The sequence below is a fragment of the Pseudomonas sp. Pseusp3 genome, from assembly GCF_047304225.1.
GTDB classification, from domain to species: domain Bacteria; phylum Pseudomonadota; class Gammaproteobacteria; order Pseudomonadales; family Pseudomonadaceae; genus Aquipseudomonas; species Aquipseudomonas fluorescens_CD.
Genome location: NZ_JBGLYV010000228.1, coordinates 1 through 1,084 on the forward strand (window position 1 = coordinate 1; position 1,084 = coordinate 1,084).

At 62.4% G+C, this 1,084-nt stretch carries 1 protein-coding gene; it reads right to left on the reverse strand.

Annotated features, from left to right (window positions below):
* Positions 1 to 77 precede the first annotated feature (77 nt).
* Positions 78 to 953 carry a LysR substrate-binding domain-containing protein gene (locus tag ACCD00_RS30655; RefSeq protein ID WP_413428925.1) on the reverse strand — a complete coding sequence of 292 codons (876 nt, stop codon included), beginning with the start codon at positions 951 to 953 and terminating at the stop codon, positions 78 to 80.
* Between the last annotated feature and the right edge of the window lie 131 nt (positions 954 to 1,084).

The window sequence follows — 1,084 nt, forward strand, 5'->3', positions numbered from 1 at the left end:
GTGTCAGTCGCTATTGATGTTGGCTGGCACACCGCTTTCGCGAGCAAGCCCGCTCCCACAAGGGGAATGTCGGTGACTTAAGGGTTGCTGACCAACCCCAACCACTCGGTAAACAACCGTACCTTCGACAGGCCCTGCTTGTCGTTCGCCACATCCAGCCAATAGCCATACGGCCCGACCACTTCCACCGGGGTGATCGGCAGCAGGCTGCCATTGGCCAGTTCCTTTTCGATCATCTGCCGGTCGATCACCGCCAGCCCGCCGCCCGCCAGTGCGGTGTGGATCACCTGGTCCAGGGTGCTGAATTCCAGCCCTTGCCCGGCATCGACATCGTTGCGGCCCATGGCCGCCAGCCAATTTTCCCAGACCTTCAAGCGTTTGCCGTCGTGCAGGATGTGCAGCAATGGAAACTGCCGCAGGTCCGGCGGCTGGTCACCGTTGAACAGCTCCGGGCTGGCCACGGCGATGTGCCGTTCCATCACCAGTAGCTGGCTGCTGCAATGACTGGCCGCCTCAAGGCCGAAGCGGATGTGGCAATCGATCTCCGCGAGGCTCTCATTGCCCATCTGGTTGGTCACGCTCAGGCTGATATCGGGATAACGTTGCACGAATGCGCGCAGGTGTGCCGACAGCCAGCGTGTGGCCCAGGTGGGCGGCGCGACGATGCGCAGGCGTTGGCGCAGATTGGGCACCCGTACGGCTTGCAGGGCGCGTTCGATATGGTCGAAGGCTTGCGCCAGATGCGGCGAGAGGGCGGTGCCGGTTTCGGTCAGGGTCAGGCCCTGGGGCGTGCGGACGAACAGCGCGACGCCGAGATAATCTTCAAGCTGTTTGATCTGCCGGCTGACGGCGCCCTGGGTGACGTTCAATCCCAGGGCCGCCTGGCTGAAACTGCGATGCCGCGCGACTTCTTCAAAGACACGCAGCATGTTGAGCGAGGGCAGTTGACGCATGGGAGGGGGCTCATTTGCGAGGATGTTTTGTAGCGCCTATCTGACTATTGGCAACGAGCCGATGCAACTGTTGTTTGGGCTGACGCCTTCGCGGGCAAGCCCGCTCCCACAAATCCCTGTGGGAGCGGGCT

What these genes read in the sequence shown, in the direction of transcription:
- ACCD00_RS30655 (WP_413428925.1), bottom strand. Translation starts at nt 953, where the DNA reads ATGCGTCAACTGCCCTCGCTCAACATGCTGCGTGTCTTTGAAGAAGTC.